This is a genomic window from Citrobacter sp. Cpo090 (assembly GCF_030332665.1).
Taxonomy (GTDB): Bacteria; Pseudomonadota; Gammaproteobacteria; order Enterobacterales; family Enterobacteriaceae; genus Citrobacter; species Citrobacter portucalensis.
Window position 1 is genome coordinate 187,591 of sequence record NZ_JAOWHK010000025.1, and the last position, 15,622, is coordinate 203,212.

Below are 15,622 nucleotides of genomic sequence, written 5' to 3' on the forward strand. Positions count from 1 at the left end.
GGCTTATGGATTCTCGCTCGGCGCGACAGCGCTGATTTCGTCCACCATCGGTTTCAGAAGCGGGTATTTATCAAGGAAAGTTTTCCAGACAGGTTGTACGGCCTGCGCGAAGAACACGCGATCGGTTTCCCTGAAAGTGACGCCTTTGGCTTCGAGGTTTTTAATCGCTTCCTGCTCTTTCTGACTAGCTTGCTTACGCTCATATTCCGTCGCTTCTTTCGCAGCTGCCAGCACGTCGGCACGTAATGACTCTGGGATCTGCTCAAAGCTCTTCTTATTCATGGCAATCATCAGCGGGTTAAAGCTGTGCCGGGTCAGCGTGCCATTCTTGATGATTTCATAGTATTTGCTGGCGTAGATGGTAGGTGCATCATGCTCTACGCCATCGATCACGCCCATTTGCAGGCTGGAATAGACTTCCCCGCCCGGCATTGGAATGGCTACAGCACCCATGTGATTCAGCGTGGCGATAAAGTTAGGTACCGGCAGTACGCGGATTTTCAGATTCTTTAAATCCTCCGGTTTTTCAATCGTTTTTTTGGTGTACACGTTGCGCGCGCCGAGGTTATAGCCATAGCCCAGCACCATCACGTTCGCTTTATCCATCATCAGCTTAGAAAGCTGCTCGCCCGCTTTACCATCCAGTGCTTTCCCGACCTGGTCGTAGTCTTTGAACAGATATCCCAGATCCAGTACACCCACTTCAGGAACTAGCGTAGCCCAGATTGAAGTACCTGAAATCATCATGTTAATTGCACCGATACGGACCTGCTGCGTGGCATCGGCTTCTTTTCCCAGCATTGCGTTGGCGAAATAATTAAGTTTAATCTGGCCTTTTAACTTCTCGTTTTTATTAAGATTTTCCTGGAAACGGTTGAACCAGATATAGTGCGCAGAAGACTCATCTCCCGGAAGAGATGAGTAAACACGAAAGTTGATTGCCGCTTGGGCTGAAGCACTCAGCACACTGCCTGCTATCAGGGCGCTACTAAGGCAAGCGAGCGCCAGAAAACGTCTGGCTGAACAAAACGGTGTTGTTTTCATCATGATTATCCTTTCTCACAGTATAGAGGTCGTGATAACGCCATCTGGCAGGGTGCTTCGCCAGCTTGTTTAACGAAAAAATTGCTGATTCTGTTTTCTGTAACGTTTTAGTGTAACGTTACAGACGCTATCCGACTCACTACGTAAATGCAATATGCTTCCTTTCATCAACTGGAGGGATGTGTGAATTATGTGGTGGATATCGCTAATTTGCTGGTGGATGTTACAAAACTGAAACGTGGGGGTGCTGTTTAGTCACTGTTTAGCACGCAAGGCTCGAAGTTGGGTCGTGTATTAAACTCTCGCCGAAATTTAGGGTTTCAAAAAAATAACCGTTATTTATTAACGCGAACGTACCAATACATCGTCACTTACGAAACGCTCACATTTCAGTTCGTACCTACCCATCCATCGCTTTTCTCTGCTCATTCTGCTTCTGTAACTTCAGTGGGGGGACAAGCGTCCAGCACATTAACCACATGCAATAGTTCAGCTCAGTGACATCGGATTCTACGGCGGTTATGGCATTTACGTCCCTTTTTTAGCCTACAGATAAACCGTGAAAATTGTGATCCCGTACTCAGATAGTGCATTCCGTGGTTGCCTTTTAATCACATACTTTTATTGTATTCTCATTGTATACAATTAGAATACAGGAGGTGAGTATGAGAGTGATTGATACCCATAACCATGTTTGGCAGTGCCAGGGGGAACATTTTTCCTGGATTACAGACGATCTGGCGGCAATTCGCCGCGATTTTCTTATTGACGATTTGCAGGCTGTATTGGCTGAAAACAGTATCGAAGGCGCCATTTTAGTACAAGCCATCCCTTCAATTGAGGAGACCGAATGGCTGCTGGATATAGCTGAGCAGCACGATGAAGTAAAAGGTGTTGTTGGATGGGTGGATATAAACCACGGGGCTGAGATTGCAGAGGATTTGCAGAGACTGCTGAGAAAATCCAGCTACCTGAAAGGGATCCGCTATATGTCTCAAGGCTTGCCTGAGAGTCATTTAGTGACCCCGCAATTTATTCAGGGGGTTCGCTGTGTTGGGGAGCTGGGGTTGGTGTATGAACTGCTGGTTACGCACCAACAGCTGGAGGCGGCTAGTCAGCTTATCTCTGCTTGTCCAGAGGTGACCTTTGTTATCGAGCATGCGGCAAAACCCGTAGTTCGCGACGGGGAAATTACCCGCTGGCGTGAACAGTTAATGTTGATTGGTGAGGCTTACAACAATGTTTTTTGCAAACTATCAGGCCTTGTCACGGAAGCGGATTACGCCCGCTGGGCGGGACCTGAGCAGGCGAGCCAGGAGCTTGAACCTTATTTTAGCGCAGTTTTTGCCGCATTTGGCCATGAGCGAGTGATGTATGGATCCGACTGGCCAGTTTCTCTACTGGCATTACCGTACGCCGACACTTTAGAGCTTTACCAGAACTACCTGCAATCTCACCAGGCTCTTTCCAGCGATAACTTTTTTTATCGCGTGGCAGAGAAGGTTTACTCATTAAAGTAACAGGGGGGCACTTATGGAAGTCGTTCAATATATTCTCGGATTTGGCCCGGCAGTGGTCATTCCAATGATTATGTTTTTATTTGCCGTGCTCTTTGGCGCAAAACTTGCCGATGCGGCGAAAAATGCAATGACGGTAGGTATTGGTTTTCTCGGTCTTTCGTTGCTGATTGGTTTTATGGTGACATCACTCAGCAGCTCGACAGAAGCGATGGTAAAAAACCTCAATCTTCACTATGAAGTGTTGGATCTGGGTTGGCCGCTCATTAGCGCCTTCAGTCTGGCTGCGCTCTCTCTGCCGATTGTGTATGCGTTATGTTTTGTCACCAATCTGTTGATGATTTCAACCAATACCACCAAAACCCTTAACGTTGATTTTTGGAATTACTGGCACTTTGTATTTGCCGGAATCATTGTTGAACAGGTGACGGGTTCATTTTGGATGGGGATTTTCGCCAGTTGGATCACATTTATTATTACGCTAAAAATCGCCGATTACATTGCCCCACATGTGCAGAAATTCTGTGACACGCCGAACGTAACTATTACTCAGGCGGAGATTGTCGCCTGGGCTCCGCTGGCATTTTTGATGGATCGTGTAATTGATCGTATTCCGTTGATTAACAAAATTGACCTTAATCTCAGCAAAATTGAAGCCAAACTAGGTTTTTTTGGTAGTCCGTTAGCCATGGGAGCCATTCTGGGGGTGATTATTGGTATGCTTGGCGCGCTACCGTTCAGCGATATTATTAAGAGCGGGATGAATTTTGCGGCGGTAATGGTGTTATTGCCGACGATGGCGGGGGTGCTGGTCAGTGGTCTGGTACCAATTACAGAAATTGCCTCTGAATGGGTAAAGAAACGTTTTCCAACAAAATCACTTTATTTTGGTATCAGCGGCGAAATCGCTTTTAAAAATCCTGCGGTATTGTCTGTAGGTATTTTGATGGTGCCACTCACTATCCTGATCAGTACTGTTTTGCCTTTTAATACCATGATGCCATTCGCTGATATCCCTTATCTGCCGATATTTGTTGTCTTTGGCACGGTTGCATGCAACGGAAACATGTTCCGTGGATTAATTAATGGCATTGTCATCGTGTGTGGGATCCTATGGTTTGGTTCGGATCTCGCTGTTGTGTCGCAGGCTTTGGCCGAAAAGGCGCAACTGAATGTGCCAAAAGAGATGATGGCCTCATCAATTGATGGTGGTTCACATGCTATATCCTATATTTTCTACAAAATGTTCGAACTGTTAAAAGGAATGAATCCTGCACTCTTGTGTCTTTTTTCTATCGTAGTGACCGGGATTATTATTTATGTGCTGAAGTTGATTTTCAATATTAATAATAAATCAACGACAGCGCCCTCATTAACTGCAAAAAAAGTTGACTAAGAATACTGATAAACATCAGGGGAATATTATGATTACTCAGAATACAATTAAAAGTGTAGGGCTTCGTGTACCTTCTTTAACCTTCGGTGCGGCCAGTCTGGCTAATTTATTCAGAACGCTGAGCAATAACGAAGCCATGGATATTGTTGATAAGGCCATTCAGGTTGGCTGGCGCTACTTTGATACTGCACCACATTATGGCAGCGGACTTTCTGAGTTGCGTTTAGGTCTGGGATTACGCGGACTGGAGCGTAGCGAATATGTTTTGTCCACCAAAGTTGGCCGTTTGCTGCAATCCCGGAAACAAGAGCCTGGTCTTGAGGCGGGGGAGTTCTTCTATGACGAGAACCCGTTTAACCGCCAGGCTGATTACTCCTATGAGGGCATCATGCGCTCATACGAAAACTCCATCCAGCGACTGGGTACCCGTTATATCGACATTCTCTATGTACACGATCTCGGCACTTATACCTACGGCAATACAGAACTGGAACGCCAACATTTTAAAACCTTCTGCGAGTCAGGGCAGAAGGCATTAGAAGAGCTAAAGCGCAATGGCGATATCAAAGCCTGGGGCGCAGGCGCGAATGAAGAGGCAATCCTGATGGAGGTGATGGATAACGCTGCCCCGGATATCTTAATGCTCGCCAACCGCTACAACCTGCTGGAAACAGACCGCCAGGCGTTCTTTGCTAAATGTGAAAGCAACAATGTTTCGGTGGCTGTTGCCGCACCTTTCGCTACCGGAGTTTTAGTCGCGAAAGATAAATCTAAGGCGTTGTATGAATACGGTTCCGCGCCAGCGCAGGTTATTGAAAAAGTAAATGCGATAGAAGCGTTATGTGCAAAACATGCCGTGCCGATTGGCGCCGCGGCGCTGCAATTCCCATTAAGAAACCAAAATGTGGTCACCGTAACCTGCGGCGTTCAATCCGTGGAGCAAGCGTTGACTAATTTTGCCTGGGCTAACTGGGAAATTCCGCAGGGATTGTGGGATGAACTGGCCAGTATTGGTATTCAGTAAGCATCATTTGTAACTTTGCGAAAAAATAAACAGATATTGAGGATGTAATGAAAATAGTTAAAGCCGAAATCTTTATGGTTGATTTGAAACCTAAAGTGAAACGTGTCGATGCGATTCAGTCTTTTGTATCACAAGAGACACCGATTATTCGTTTAACAACATCGAGTGGGGAAATTGGTGAAGGTTATACCTACACCATTGGCACCGGCGGCTCATCTGTGGTTGCGCTGTTACGAGATCACCTGTTACCGAAATTGATTGGCCAGGATGCGACGATGATTGAGGGCATCTGGGAGTCATTGCTGTTCTCAACTCATGCGACCTCTGTTGGCGCCATTACGTCTCTGGCACTGGCAGCCATTGATACCGCATTATGGGACTTGAAGTGTAAGCGCATGAATTTGCCGCTGTATAAAGTCGCAGGTGGCGCGAAGTCGCGCATGAAGTTATACACCACCGAAGGGGGCTGGCTGCATTTAACTACTCAGGAATTAGTTGATGATGCGCTGGCCGTTAAGGCCCAGGGGTTCTGCGGTTCTAAAATCAAAATTGGTTCTGAAAGTCCGGTGCGTGATATCGAGCGTTTGACTGCTGTACGTGAAGCGGTAGGGGATGAGTACGTGATCATGACTGATTGCAACCAGGCGTTTAAATTCTCGGAAGCCAAACAGCGAGCAGCATTGTTGGAGCATATTAATCTTTCATGGATTGAAGAGCCGTTTCTGGCGCATGATGTTGATTCTCACCAAAAATTGTGTGAGTCAACCACCATTCCTGTTGCGGTGGGTGAGTCCATTTATTCCATCCAGCACTTCAAAGAGTATTTACAGAATAATGCCGCAGATATTATTCAGGTTGATGTGGCTCGTATTGGCGGTATTACACCATGGCTTAAAGTTGCACATATGGCGGAATGTTTTAACAAAATTGTCTGTCCACATTTCTTGATGGAATTGCATATATCATTATGTTGCGCCATTACAAATAGCCGTTGGTTGGAATATATACCACAGCTTGATAGTGTTACTCTGAATAAGGTGAATATTCGCGAAGGATATGCTTTTCCGCCAGAAGATCCCGGTTTGGGTATTCAGTGGGACTGGCCGAAAATACAGACTGATACTGTTGTTTATCATGTCATTGAATAAAACAATTCTTATTTTCTCAGGAATATATTATGTCTGAAAATCATGCTCAATTTCACGGTGCATGGTGCCCATCAATTACGCCTTTTGATCAACAAGGAAATATTGATTTATCGGCACTGCAGCAGCATTTGCGACGGTTGGAAGAGGCTGGGACTCATGTCGTATTGCTAATGGGAAGTATTGGGGAGTTCACCGCATTAACGCTGGATGAACGACTGATGCTTATCCGTGAGGCACGGAAAATGTCATCGCTGCCGCTGGTGGCAAATATCTCCGCTACCTGTATGGCGGATATGATACGTCTGGCAGAAGAGGCCTGGCATTGCGGGTATCAAGCAGTGATGATTCTACCTCACTACTATTTTCAACAAACGCCGGCCCAACTATTGGCATACTACCGCGATCTGGGGCAGCGCCTGAATGGAAAATGGTTCGCATACAACTTTCCTGCGCGAACTGGATGCGATCTGGACGCGACTCTGGTGGCGCAATTAGCGGCAGAATTTCCCAATTTTGTGGGTATTAAAGATACTGTTGATTGCCTCTCTCATACTCGCGCCATTATTCAGTCAGTCGCGTCCGTTAGAGACGATTTTGTTGTTCTGTCCGGTTATGATGAATATCTCATCCCAAATCTTCTCGCGGGTGGCGCGGGAGTTATTTCAGGATTGAATAATATTTGTCCCGAACTTTTTGTGCAGGCAATTAAAGCATGGGATGAAAATGATCTTACCCGGCTTACTGGCATACAGCGTGAGATAAGCAGACTTTCTGCTATTTATAATGTTGGTAATGATTTTGTTACCACAATTAAAACTGCGGTGGCTCATAATTTTCAGTATTCTGGGGAAAAATCAAGAAACTTCGCGGGGGAACTAACCCGTCAGGAATCGCAACAGATCGACATAATGTTCAGTGTCAAATAATCAAAAATCAATAACAGCATACATTGTACTACGGCAATACGGTATTGCTGTTATACCTCTCTGTTATAAGGTATAGAATATGTCTTATAGAATGATATTAAATGAAACCTCATATTTTGGTGTGGGTTCAATCAACGCTATCGTTGATGAAGTTAAAAAGCGAGGTTTTAAAAAAGCGCTGGTAGTTACTGACCACGATCTTATCCAGTTTAATGTGGCGACCAAGGTCCTTAATATTCTTGATAGCGCAGGGTTGCCTTACCAAATTTTTGATAAGGTCATACCTAACCCTACGATTGACGTCGTGCAGCAAGGTGTTGAGGCATTTCGTGAGGCGGGCGCGGATTACCTGGTCGCCATTGGCGGTGGTTCTCCACAGGATACGTGTAAAGCGGTAGGGATAATTATTAACAACCCTGAATTTGCCGATGTTCGCAACCTTGAAGGTGGGGCTGACACTAAAAATGCCGCTGTACCGATGATTGCTATTCCAACGACCGCGGGGACGGCAGCTGAGGTGACTATTAACTATGTGATTACCGATGTAGAGAACCGACGTAAGTTCGTTTGCTACGATCCTCATGCTATTCCGGTCGTTGCCATTATTGATGCTGACATGATGGCCAGCATGCCGCCCAGTTTAAAGGCGGCAACCGGGGTCGATGCATTGACTCATGCCATCGAAGGATATATTACGAAAGGGGCATGGGAATTAACCGATACGCTTCATTTAAAGGCGATTGAGATGATAGGGCGTTCGCTACGCGGTTCGATACAGGGAATAGCTCAGGACGCTGAAGGCATGGCGGTGGGGCAGTATATTGCCGGGATGGGCTTCTCTAATGTCGGATTGGGTCTGGTACATGGGATGGCCCATCCTCTGGGGGCATTCTATGGTACACCGCATGGCGTCGCCAATGCGGTGTTACTGCCGCATATCATGGCTTACAATGCTGAGTTTACAGGAGACAAATATCGCCAGATTGCGAAGGCTTTGGGCAACACTCAGGCCATGGTGATGCCGATCGAAGAGGCGCGTCAGGCGGCCGTTGAAGCCGTGGCACAGCTTAACCGAGACGTAAATATTCCTGCCCGACTGCGCGATATCGGCATGAAATATGAAGATATTGATGCATTGGCCGTTGCGGCAATGGCGGACGTCTGTACCGGTGGAAACCCTCGAGATACCTGTGTTGAAGAGATTAAGGCGTTGTACCGACAGCTCTACTAATGTTTAACTTTCCACACGACCGGGAGAAATTCCGGTCGTGTTATTTGTATAGCCTATTTAAAGCTGGAGAACAGGCGGTTGTAGGAGTTGTTGACGTGGTGGGCAATGGCTTCGCGGGTTTGTTCTATATCACGGGCAATAATACCGGCGCATATTTTCAAATGTTCTTTGGATGAATCAATGATTGAATCATTTTTCATTTTGTCTGAACGCAGCATGCGTAACCGGTCATACATGAAGGTCAGCGTTTTAGTCACAATAGCGTTGTGGCAATCGGATAGCATTTGTTCATGTAGTTCGTTATCAGCTTCGAGTAATAAAGACACATTCGAATCATGAAAACCGGCTTCAATTTTATCTTTAATTGTCTGGTAGCGTTGCGGGTCCTGGTTCTCCCATGACAAATTCAACACCATGATTTCAATGTCTTTTCGGATCTGAAAAATATCGCGTATTTCACTGAGTGTAATGGGTTTAATGGTTTTCGTTTTATTTTTGGAAGGCTCAATCCAGCCTTCAGTCATCAGACGAAACAAAGCCTCACGCAACGGCGTTCGACTGACATTAAGTTCCTGACATAGCTCATTTTCTGAGATAGCCCCTACCAACTCATTGGCGATGATTTTGGCCTTCAATTGATGATATGTTTTTTCGCTGATGTTCATAGTCTGGCTTTAATGAGGGTCATAATCATGTTTAATGAGATACAAATTAGCCCCTTGTCACTATGAAATCAATGGGTAAGCCTGGTTGTACAACGAATTAGCTTGTGTTTCAACGCCTCTGCCAGCACTGTCTGAATCAGTCCTCCGGACGGCTAAGGTGGGTTTGCAGACTCACAGCCCGTAACAGCGACTGTTTCGCAAACCGATCAGTGGTTGTTGAAGTGTAAAATCCTCCATTTCGATCTTCTGTTGTCAGCGCAGCCACATCCTTCTACGGATGATGTTTTTTTACTCAACGTTCAATTTGGCTTACTAGAAGAGATAGCCGTTAGCCAGTTTGTTGAGGATGTATGCAGGCGGTATTTTGGCTGTCATGTCTCTGGTATTTACTCTTGATGAGGGGAGCTTTTTGCCCCTAAAGATTGCCCAATACGACTAACGGTCAAATAAATTGCCGATTTCTCTAAAAAAAATGATCAGCGTGCCGATACACTGACAGGATATGTCAGCATTTTATATATAATTCATGTCAGGAAAACAGAAAAGTAGGTGCTTATGGCTGATTCAGCAAGGAGTTGCTCAGCAGAACGTTTAGTCGATATCCTATTAGAGCTACAAACTTGTGGCGTTGTGAATCGCTATCAGTTGATGAAGAAATTTAATATCACTGAACGAACGGTCTATCGTGATCTTAATATGCTTTCTTCCTTTATTGAGGGCTGTGGTGGCGGAGAGTATCGATTGATACCGATTCGAGCACAGAATAATAGCGCCTATGCCCTGCATGACCCACTGGCAAAGCTGCTGGACGCCGACGCGGTTTTTCCTGACAGAGATGAGGATTTTTGGCTTAGCTTAGAAAAACGAGCTGCAGAACAGCATGTTAGAGTTCAGTTTGGTCGCCCGGAACATTCAGTCAGAAATGATTTGCGAAAGTATTTTAACTTATTGGAAAAAGCGATTCAGAAAAACAGCGTCTGTCATATTTTATATAAAGACAAAACGCGCACCGTTCATCCTTATAAATTAGTTAACCAGAAAAATATTTGGTATCTGCAGGCGACTGAGGACGGAAAGCTAAAGTCTTTTTCGTTAAGTAAAATTCGGTGGCTGGATCTCCGGAAAGAGCATTTTGCGGTCGATACACCCACACTGTCATTAATTGATGAGCATCGCGATCCTTGGGTGTGTGAAGAGACGTTTGAGGTTCGGGTGCGTATTAAACACAGTATTGCTGGCTACTTCGCAAGACGAGATTTACTGCCCCAGCAAGAATTGGTTCGCGAAGAGAATGATGGCGTGACTTTACTTTGCAAGGCAGCACATCAGAATCAAATTATTCCACTCATTCTATTCTGGTTACCGAATATAGAAATTCTGGAACCAGAATGGTTGAAAAAAACGGTCATCAACTTACTGCATAACTACATCACTGGCGATCGCGACTCAGTTCCTGTTCAGGAATGTGATGCGTAGCGGGTAACAACGACTTATTGCACAGGAGATTATTATCTATGGCATTACCCTTCATTATTCTGGGCGTCGCGGCAGCGGCAACGGCGTTTGGCGGCAAAAAAGCTTATGATGGCTACCAGAAAAAATCGGAAGCTGATGATGTATTAGATCGCGCACAGCGTCGCTTTGATAAGCATAAAGAGAGCTTTGATCAGGCGAATGAAACAACGTCGAAAAAACTGGCCGAGCTGGGTGAAAAAGAGCTGAAGATCGGTAAAGATTTCAATGAGTTTAAAACGATTGCCGACGATCTGCTGGCGCGTATGGCGAAAGATGGGCATAAAGATCTTCGTCTGAAGGTACCACAGCATAACATCAATAAAATTCAGAACCTGGCTATTTCCGCCACGGAATACCTGACGACGGTCGTCGGTGCCGGGGTGTCTGGTGCTGCCGCTGGTTTCGCCGTATACAGCGGTGTGATGGCGTTTGCAGCAGCTTCTACCGGTACGCCGATTGCAGCTCTGTCTGGTGCGGCGGCGTATAACGCCACAATGGCGGCGATTGGTGGTGGCTCTTTGGCTGCAGGCGGTTGGGGGATGGCTGGTGGCGCGATGGTGCTTGGCGGTGCGGTGGTGGCTCCGCTGATTGCTATTGCGGGCTGGGCTTACGATAGCCATGCCGAAAAAGCGCTTAACAATGCTTATCAAAGCTCCCGTGAAGTGACTGCGGCGGTGGAAAAAATGAATGCGGCTGAAGCGCAGCTGACGAAGGTGCAGCAGTATGTAAATAGCATTTATGAATCAATCACCCGTATGCATAGCGTCTTTATCCAGCACTACTTTGAGCCGCTGAAAGCGATGCATGCCATCATTGTTGAACGCCATGAGAAGAATATCACTACCGAGATTAGTGAGTCGGAAGAGATCATGGCGATTATCGACCATGGTTATGAATTAGCCGCCATCATGACCGACGTGATCACCACGCCGCTGTTCAAGCCGGTGACGCAGGAAAACGGTGAAGCCGTTATCGAAGATGGCGTGATCCAACTGCAGACCGACAGCAACGGTATGAACCTGCTGAACAAAGAGATTCTGGACGAAAAACTGGCGGCTTCTGCTTCAGAGTTTGACGCATTTTCTTCTCGTATTTAATCGACTCGCCGGGCGAGTCTGCCCGGCATTGCTATGGGCGAGCACAATGAACACAGCCAGGTTTGACTGGGGTGAAGAGTTACATCAGACGGTGGTCAAGAGTCTGACCACCTCTTTTGGGTTGGATTTTCTCTTGCTGGAGGATAAACACGGCGGCGATGTGAATACCATTCATAACGCTCGCGAGGGAGTGTATGCCACCGATGCCGAGCGTCAACGGTACGAGCAACGTGAAGGATATGATTCTCATCATTACCATAGCCACGAAAACTACATTGCCAACAACCGGGCGGGAAAAAAGGCGCACGAGGCCGGTACGTTGACCGATACCTACACCGGTGAGAAATTTGCGGCTAATGATAAAAAGAACCTCGACCATATTATTGCCGCCCATGAAATTCACAACGATCCAGGGCGTATCCTTGCCGAATGCGATGGTGCCGATCTGGCTAATGATTCATCAAATCTGACCTTCACGAATGAGTCGCTGAATAAGGCGAAGAAGGCGAAAACGATGGATGCCTTCGTGCAAACGCTACAAGAACAGCATGCTGTGACCTCGCAGGAAATTGCCCGTTTACGCAGCCAGCCAACGCTTTCCGAGCAAGAGCAAAAACAACTGAATAAGCTGGAGAATAAAGCCGCCGCCGATTTTGAACGGATGAAAGAGGCCGACAAAAAGGCGCGGGCAAAATACAACAGTACAATCAATCAGGAATATTACACCAGCAGCAAGTTTGCGAAGAATGTCGCCACCGCCACAATGAACAATGCATTTCGCATGGGAACGCGGCAGATGTTGGGGCTGGTTCTGGCAGAGACCTGGTTTGAGTTCCGCGAACGTATTCCCGTGATGTTTGAGAAGCATCGTCGTTCATTCGATGCCGGAGACTTCCTGCAAGATGCGGCGGAGGCATTACGCGCAGTCTGGCAGCGAGTGCAGGGTAAATTCAGCACTTTCCTGACGTCCTTTAAAGACGGTGCCATCGGTGGCGTGCTCTCCAGCATTACGACGACGCTCTTCAATATCTTCTTTACGACTAAGAAGATGATGGTGCGCCTGATTCGTGAGATGTGGAACAATTTGGTACAGGCCTTTAAAGTTATGGTCTTTAACCCTGAGGGGTTAGCGCCGGGGCAGCTAGCTAAAGCGGTGAGCAAGCTGGTGGCTGCGGGTGTAGCCGTGGCTGCTGGTGTGGTGGTTAACGAAGCTTTAGCCAGGATGCTCGTATTTCCTTTTGGTCCTGAACTGGCCGCTTTCTGCGGTGCGCTGGCGACAGGTATTCTGACGCTGGTAATGAACTACTTCCTTGAACACAGCGCATTGATGAAAAAGGTCTGGGCGTTTCTGGATACGTTTAAAGATAAGTATCAGAAAGCACTAGAGTATTATCAGCAGGTGAATGCTGAACTCGATCGTTATCTACTGGAGCTTTCGGCGTTAGAGTTTGCTATTGATACGTCTGCGTTATCGCGTTTCTCGCTGCATCTTAACGCGGTGAATAGTGAAATTGAGCGCGGTTTGTTGCTGCGTGCAGAGGTTGAGCGCCGTAATATTGCGCTACCGTTTGAAGCTGGTAATACCCGCTCTGTGCGTAGCTGGTTAAGTAAGCTATGACGCTAACGCCCGCGTTTCCTTGTAACCAGTGCGGCGCTTGTTGTCGCCACGTCGATCGCGCCAGTGAAACGCAATTTCTCGATCGCGGTGACGGCATTTGTCGGCACTATCAGATGGAGACAAAGCTGTGCGCGATTTATGAAACACGTCCGCTTATTTGCCAGGTAGAGAAGCAGTATCAGCTTAACTACCAACAGCAATATAGCTGGCAGGAGTTCATTACACTTAATCGTGAAGCGTGTTTAATTCTGGAGAAACTGTAGGGTGGGTGCCTCACGAATGAATCAGAGTCAATATGTGCGCATTATGGGCTGCGTTGTTACGAGATGAGTTGAGACTCCATGAAATGAAAAATCCACGCAATTGCGTGGATTTTGTCGGTTTTTGCGATTCTTATGAGATGTGTTGAGATCTCATGAGACAACAAATTTTATTTAGACGTTGAACAGGAAGTTCATGATATCGCCATCTTTGACGATATAGTCTTTACCTTCGGCACGCATTTTCCCAGCTTCTTTCGCACCTTGCTCACCTTTATAGGTGATGAAATCTTCAAACGCGATGGTTTGTGCGCGGATAAAGCCTTTCTCGAAGTCGGTATGGATTTTACCGGCTGCCTGCGGAGCCGTGGCACCGACAGGAATGGTCCATGCACGGACTTCTTTCACGCCAGCGGTGAAGTAGGTCTGCAGGTTCAGCAATTCGTAGCCAGCACGGATAACGCGGTTCAGGCCCGGCTCTTCCAGACCCATTTCAGACATGAATTCTTCACGATCAGCATCATCGAGTTCTGCGATATCAGCTTCAACGGCAGCGCAAACGGCAACTACAACAGAACCTTCAGCTGCCGCGATTTCACGCACTTTATCGAGGTACGGGTTATTTTCAAAACCGTCTTCGTTGACGTTGGCGATGTACATTGTTGGCTTCAGCGTCAGGAAACTCAGGTATTTGATGGCCGCTTTGTCTTCGTCAGTCAGCGTTTTCAGTGCGCGCAGCATGCCAGCGTTTTCCAGCTGTGGCAGGCATTTTTCCAGCGCAGCCAGTTCTGCTTTAGCGTCTTTGTCGCCGCCTTTAGCCTTCTTCTGCACGCGATGGATAGCGCGCTCACAGGTGTCGAGGTCGGACAACGCCAGCTCGGTATTGATAACTTCAATGTCGTCAGCCGGATCCACTTTGTTATTAACGTGGATGATGTTGTCGTTTTCAAAGCAACGCACCACGTGGCCGATAGCTTCGGTTTCACGAATGTTGGTCAGGAATTGGTTACCCAGACCTTCACCTTTGGACGCACCTTTTACCAGACCGGCAATGTCGACGAATTCCATCGTTGTTGGCAGGATACGCTGCGGTTTGACGATTTCAGCCAGCTGATCCAGACGCGGATCGGGCATCGGGACAACACCGGTGTTCGGCTCAATAGTACAGAACGGGAAGTTTGCCGCTTCAATACCCGCTTTTGTGAGCGCGTTGAACAGGGTGGATTTGCCTACGTTTGGCAAACCGACGATACCGCATTTGAATCCCATGTTTAAATCACCTTAATCTTTTGATATTCAACCTGTTATGGAAAACAGATTGTAGAAATGTAAATAACTTTGCCTATTATACACAGCACGCGAGAAAAATGCCGCACATCGCTGCTTATTGCGCTTTAAAGGTGTGTAACCGGCTCGTCGCTTTGGTCAGGCCATCTTTGAACAAAATCTCGGTACAACGTGCCGCTTCGTCAATCGCTTCATCAATTAACTTCTGTTCTGAAACAGGCGGTTTGCCTAAAACAAATCCGACAACTTTGTTTTTATCGCCCGGATGGCCAATTCCAACGCGTAAACGATGAAAGTTGGGGTTATTACCTAACTTGCTAATGATGTCTTTCAGGCCATTATGTCCGCCATGACCGCCGCCAAGCTTAAATTTGGCCACGCCAGGTGGCAGGTCTAATTCGTCGTGTGCGACCAAAATTTCATCGGGGTTAATACGATAAAAACTGGCCATCGCACCGACAGCCTTGCCGCTCAGATTCATAAATGTGGTTGGCACCAGCAGACGGACGTCTTCACCTTCAAGCGTAACTCTGGAGGTGTAGCCGAAGAATTTCGGCTCATCGCGCAGGGGAGCGCGTAATCTTTCTGCCAGCAGATCGACATACCATGCGCCTGCATTGTGTCGCGTTGCCGCATACTCTGCGCCGGGGTTCGCCAGGCCGACAATCAATTTAATCGCCACGTGTTTTGTCCTGAGTGTTTCGATAAACGACGTGTAGTTTACTGTCTGACGATGCTGTTGACAAAAAACTGCGTGCTTATCGCCAAAAGCTGAATAATTGCACAAATGGACTATTAGAAAATGAGTATGTTCAGTGGCTTATTTGTAAAGTTATGTTGCATGAGTGTTTGTAATTGTGATCGCTCCCGCACTTGCGAACGGCAGTGTTGTCT

Annotated in this window: 14 protein-coding genes; 10 read left to right on the top strand and 4 right to left on the bottom strand. The window is 46.9% G+C overall.

Annotated features, from left to right (window positions below; all coding sequences use genetic code 11):
* Positions 1-3: 3 nt before the first annotated feature.
* On the bottom strand, positions 4-1,047 hold the full coding sequence (locus OGY83_RS03435) for a TRAP transporter substrate-binding protein (RefSeq protein WP_286635289.1): 1,044 nt from the start codon (positions 1,045-1,047) through the stop codon (positions 4-6).
* A 662-nt stretch (positions 1,048-1,709) separates the two neighbouring features.
* Between OGY83_RS03435 and OGY83_RS03440 the strand changes: the two genes are divergently transcribed.
* The 6 genes from OGY83_RS03440 to fucO all read left to right on the top strand — a co-directional run bounded on the left by OGY83_RS03440 (position 1,710) and on the right by fucO (position 8,286).
* Positions 1,710-2,564 (top strand): amidohydrolase family protein, encoded by an 855-nt coding sequence (locus OGY83_RS03440; RefSeq protein ID WP_286635290.1) that lies wholly within the window; start codon positions 1,710-1,712, stop codon positions 2,562-2,564.
* A 13-nt stretch (positions 2,565-2,577) separates the two neighbouring features.
* Positions 2,578-3,957, top strand: a complete 1,380-nt coding sequence (locus OGY83_RS03445; protein WP_079937456.1) for a PTS transporter subunit IIC — start codon at positions 2,578-2,580, stop codon at positions 3,955-3,957.
* Positions 3,958-3,985: 28 nt separating this feature from the next.
* Complete coding sequence (locus OGY83_RS03450) at positions 3,986-4,981, top strand: aldo/keto reductase (protein WP_286635291.1); 996 nt, start codon at positions 3,986-3,988, stop codon at positions 4,979-4,981.
* A 47-nt stretch (positions 4,982-5,028) separates the two neighbouring features.
* On the top strand, positions 5,029-6,129 hold the full coding sequence (locus tag OGY83_RS03455) for a mandelate racemase/muconate lactonizing enzyme family protein (RefSeq protein ID WP_286635292.1): 1,101 nt from the start codon (positions 5,029-5,031) through the stop codon (positions 6,127-6,129).
* 29 nt (positions 6,130-6,158) lie between these two features.
* Positions 6,159-7,055, top strand: a complete 897-nt coding sequence (locus OGY83_RS03460; RefSeq protein WP_286635293.1) for a dihydrodipicolinate synthase family protein — start codon at positions 6,159-6,161, stop codon at positions 7,053-7,055.
* 79 nt (positions 7,056-7,134) lie between these two features.
* The gene (gene fucO, locus OGY83_RS03465; protein ID WP_286635294.1) at positions 7,135-8,286 is read left to right on the top strand and encodes a lactaldehyde reductase; all 1,152 of its coding nucleotides are present in this window, start codon (positions 7,135-7,137) and stop codon (positions 8,284-8,286) included.
* A gap of 53 nt (positions 8,287-8,339) precedes the next feature.
* Here the strand turns inward: fucO and OGY83_RS03470 are convergent, their stop codons facing one another.
* Positions 8,340-8,951, bottom strand: a complete 612-nt coding sequence (locus OGY83_RS03470; protein WP_079937451.1) for a GntR family transcriptional regulator — start codon at positions 8,949-8,951, stop codon at positions 8,340-8,342.
* 555 nt (positions 8,952-9,506) lie between these two features.
* Here OGY83_RS03470 and OGY83_RS03475 point away from each other — a divergent pair.
* The 4 genes from OGY83_RS03475 to OGY83_RS03490 are packed head-to-tail and all read left to right on the top strand — an operon-like array spanning position 9,507 to position 13,444.
* Positions 9,507-10,427, top strand: coding sequence for a helix-turn-helix transcriptional regulator (locus OGY83_RS03475; protein ID WP_286635295.1), 921 nt, complete (start codon positions 9,507-9,509; stop codon positions 10,425-10,427).
* Positions 10,428-10,465: 38 nt separating this feature from the next.
* Positions 10,466-11,563, top strand: coding sequence for a chemotaxis protein (locus OGY83_RS03480; protein WP_079937449.1), 1,098 nt, complete (start codon positions 10,466-10,468; stop codon positions 11,561-11,563).
* A 46-nt stretch (positions 11,564-11,609) separates the two neighbouring features.
* Positions 11,610-13,181: a cobalamin adenosyltransferase gene (locus OGY83_RS03485; protein WP_286635296.1), complete on the top strand. Its 1,572-nt coding sequence runs from the start codon at positions 11,610-11,612 to the stop codon at positions 13,179-13,181.
* On the top strand, positions 13,178-13,444 hold the full coding sequence (locus tag OGY83_RS03490; RefSeq protein WP_048224059.1) for a YkgJ family cysteine cluster protein: 267 nt from the start codon (positions 13,178-13,180) through the stop codon (positions 13,442-13,444). Before OGY83_RS03485 ends, OGY83_RS03490 begins: the two co-directional genes overlap by 4 nt.
* A gap of 171 nt (positions 13,445-13,615) precedes the next feature.
* Here the strand turns inward: OGY83_RS03490 and ychF are convergent, their stop codons facing one another.
* Positions 13,616-14,710 carry a redox-regulated ATPase YchF gene (gene ychF, locus OGY83_RS03495; protein ID WP_286635297.1) on the bottom strand — a complete coding sequence of 365 codons (1,095 nt, stop codon included), beginning with the start codon at positions 14,708-14,710 and terminating at the stop codon, positions 13,616-13,618.
* A gap of 115 nt (positions 14,711-14,825) precedes the next feature.
* The gene (pth, locus tag OGY83_RS03500) at positions 14,826-15,410 is read right to left on the bottom strand and encodes an aminoacyl-tRNA hydrolase (protein ID WP_003020814.1); all 585 of its coding nucleotides are present in this window, start codon (positions 15,408-15,410) and stop codon (positions 14,826-14,828) included.
* Positions 15,411-15,622 lie beyond the last annotated feature (212 nt).

Bases quoted from the DNA above. Each gene is read 5' to 3' on its own strand.
- OGY83_RS03435 (WP_286635289.1), bottom strand. From the start codon at position 1,047: ATGATGAAAACAACACCGTTTTGTTCAGCCAGACGTTTTCTGGCGCTC.
- OGY83_RS03440 (WP_286635290.1), top strand. From the start codon at position 1,710: ATGAGAGTGATTGATACCCATAACCATGTTTGGCAGTGCCAGGGGGAA.
- OGY83_RS03445 (WP_079937456.1), top strand. From the start codon at position 2,578: ATGGAAGTCGTTCAATATATTCTCGGATTTGGCCCGGCAGTGGTCATT.
- OGY83_RS03450 (WP_286635291.1), top strand. From the start codon at position 3,986: ATGATTACTCAGAATACAATTAAAAGTGTAGGGCTTCGTGTACCTTCT.
- OGY83_RS03455 (WP_286635292.1), top strand. From the start codon at position 5,029: ATGAAAATAGTTAAAGCCGAAATCTTTATGGTTGATTTGAAACCTAAA.
- OGY83_RS03460 (WP_286635293.1), top strand. From the start codon at position 6,159: ATGTCTGAAAATCATGCTCAATTTCACGGTGCATGGTGCCCATCAATT.
- fucO (WP_286635294.1), top strand. From the start codon at position 7,135: ATGTCTTATAGAATGATATTAAATGAAACCTCATATTTTGGTGTGGGT.
- OGY83_RS03470 (WP_079937451.1), bottom strand. From the start codon at position 8,951: ATGAACATCAGCGAAAAAACATATCATCAATTGAAGGCCAAAATCATC.
- OGY83_RS03475 (WP_286635295.1), top strand. From the start codon at position 9,507: ATGGCTGATTCAGCAAGGAGTTGCTCAGCAGAACGTTTAGTCGATATC.
- OGY83_RS03480 (WP_079937449.1), top strand. From the start codon at position 10,466: ATGGCATTACCCTTCATTATTCTGGGCGTCGCGGCAGCGGCAACGGCG.
- OGY83_RS03485 (WP_286635296.1), top strand. From the start codon at position 11,610: ATGAACACAGCCAGGTTTGACTGGGGTGAAGAGTTACATCAGACGGTG.
- OGY83_RS03490 (WP_048224059.1), top strand. From the start codon at position 13,178: ATGACGCTAACGCCCGCGTTTCCTTGTAACCAGTGCGGCGCTTGTTGT.
- ychF (WP_286635297.1), bottom strand. From the start codon at position 14,710: ATGGGATTCAAATGCGGTATCGTCGGTTTGCCAAACGTAGGCAAATCC.